This window comes from Bacteroidota bacterium, assembly GCA_034723125.1.
GTDB lineage: Bacteria > Bacteroidota > Bacteroidia > CAILMK01 > JAAYUY01 > JAYEOP01.
Genome location: JAYEOP010000464.1, coordinates 1 through 1,985 on the forward strand (window position 1 = coordinate 1; position 1,985 = coordinate 1,985).

Sequence of the window (1,985 nt, forward strand, 5' to 3'; positions counted from 1 at the left end):
CGAGATGGCGACCCTGCAACATTAATCGCATCATCAAAATTAGCAAAAGAGAAAATTGGCTGGGAAGCAAAACATTCTGATTTGGAAACGATTCTATCAAGTATGTGGGAATTGTATTCGAAAATAAAATAAAAAAATTAATTTTTCTATTGCTAATTTGCATTACTTTTGTGGAAATATATTCGGGAGTTCAAATGGATTACAATAAACTAAATTCTAAAGAAAAAAATATAATTTTAGAGAAAGGAACAGAACCGGCATTTTCCGGCAAATTCAACACATTTAATAAACGCGGAATTTATACTTGTAAAAGATGTGATGCTCCATTATATAATTCAGATGACAAATTTGTTTCAAGTTGCGGATGGCCGAGTTTTGATGATGAAATTGCTGATGCAATAAAAAAAACAATCGATGCAGATGGAGTTAGAACAGAAATCACTTGTGCAAATTGCGGTGCTCATCTCGGACATATTTTTACGGGCGAACATTATACAGCAAAAAATATTCGCCATTGTGTAAATTCTCTTTCAATGAATTTTATTCCCAACGAAATAATTGACACTGTTATTTTTGCCGGCGGATGTTTTTGGGGAACTGAATATAAATTTAGTAAAGTGAATGGAGTGATTTTTACCGAAGTCGGCTATACAGGTGGTGATAAGGAAAATCCAAATTATATTGAAGTTTCTACTTCACGAACAGGCCATGCAGAATGTGTACAAGTGACTTACAATTCATCGGTTGTTTCATTTGAAGAATTAGCAAAACTATTTTTTGAGACACATGACTTCACACAAATTGACAGGCAAGGACCGGATATTGGGAATCAATATCGTTCTGAAATATTTGTCAACAACAATACAGAAAGGGAAATCGCTGAAAAATTGATAAATATTTTAGAACAAAAAAATTATAAAGTAGCAACACAAATTTCTAAAACAGAAAGATTTTGGAAAGCAGAAAAATATCATCAAAAATATTTTGATAATCGTGGCGAAACTCCTACATTCCATAGTTATAAAAAGATTTTTAAATAAAAGATTTAATACAAATTATTTAAAACTGTAGTCAAAATTATATATATATTCGTTTACTTTCGTGAGTGAAAAATTTAGATATTAGCTTTCTTAATTATCTTTTCAATTTCATTATCTTCCATCGTATATCTTTTTTTTAATTTTTTGTAAGCGATAACAATAATAGGAACCATAACAATCCCCAAAAAACCAAAATAAAAAACAAGTTCATTTGGATTATGATTAAATAAAAAATTCATTGCAACGATAAACCATAAAAATATTTGAAACACTAACATTACTGTGTTTTTCTTTCTCTGTTTTCTAAGATATTCCTGAACAAATTCTACATCAATTTCATCATCGTAATTATATTTCATCTCTCTTAATACAGGATGAAAATTGAATTTACTCTCTTTTTTTTCTTTCATTATTTCCTCTATTTTTAAAACTCATTAAAATGTAATATTTAAATTTGCACCATAAACAAATTCATTATTTACGATATTTACACTTGGCATAAAACTCGTTTTTACTCTTGAATAACTATTCTCATTTTCATTACTTGGACCTATCATTTTGTAAGCAATTATTGATCCACCGATCAATCCAATTGGACAAACTGTTTGATAATAGTTTACTTCATCAATATCTAAAATGAATCCCAATCCTGCCGTGAATCCAACTCCGGAAAAACCACCTAATCCAATAATTCCTGTCTCTTTTATAGTCAAATCTTTTCCTTTATTAAATGCATTAAAAGAGTAATAACCAAGATTAGTTCCAATTGCAAGTGCAGCAATCATTCCTTTATATCCATCTACACCTAATAAATCAGCATAAGCAAGAGAGGAAAAAAATCCATATGATGCACCTAAACTATTAAAGGATGCATCTCCCTCGGTAATCTGTTCATCTTTAAACAAATACTTGTATGATAAGTATCCTTCAAGCAATGCACTACCA

Annotated in this window: 3 protein-coding genes; 1 reads left to right on the forward strand and 2 read right to left on the reverse strand. The window is 29.8% G+C overall.

What is annotated here, in order from left to right; all coding sequences use genetic code 11:
* Positions 1–149: 149 nt before the first annotated feature.
* Positions 150–1,040, forward strand: a complete 891-nt coding sequence (locus U9R42_12080) for a bifunctional methionine sulfoxide reductase B/A protein (protein MEA3496756.1) — start codon at positions 150–152, stop codon at positions 1,038–1,040.
* A gap of 74 nt (positions 1,041–1,114) precedes the next feature.
* On the opposite strand, the gene U9R42_12085 is transcribed toward U9R42_12080, so the two are convergent.
* A complete protein-coding gene (locus tag U9R42_12085; GenBank protein ID MEA3496757.1) occupies positions 1,115–1,450 on the reverse strand; it encodes a hypothetical protein in 336 nt (111 codons plus the stop codon).
* Between the two features lie 24 nt (positions 1,451–1,474).
* Positions 1,475–1,985 (reverse strand): hypothetical protein (locus tag U9R42_12090; GenBank protein ID MEA3496758.1); only part of this gene is annotated, 511 nt, incomplete at its 5' end.

What these genes read in the sequence shown, in the direction of transcription:
- U9R42_12085 (MEA3496757.1), bottom strand. Translation starts at nt 1,450, where the DNA reads ATGAAAGAAAAAAAAGAGAGTAAATTCAATTTTCATCCTGTATTAAGA.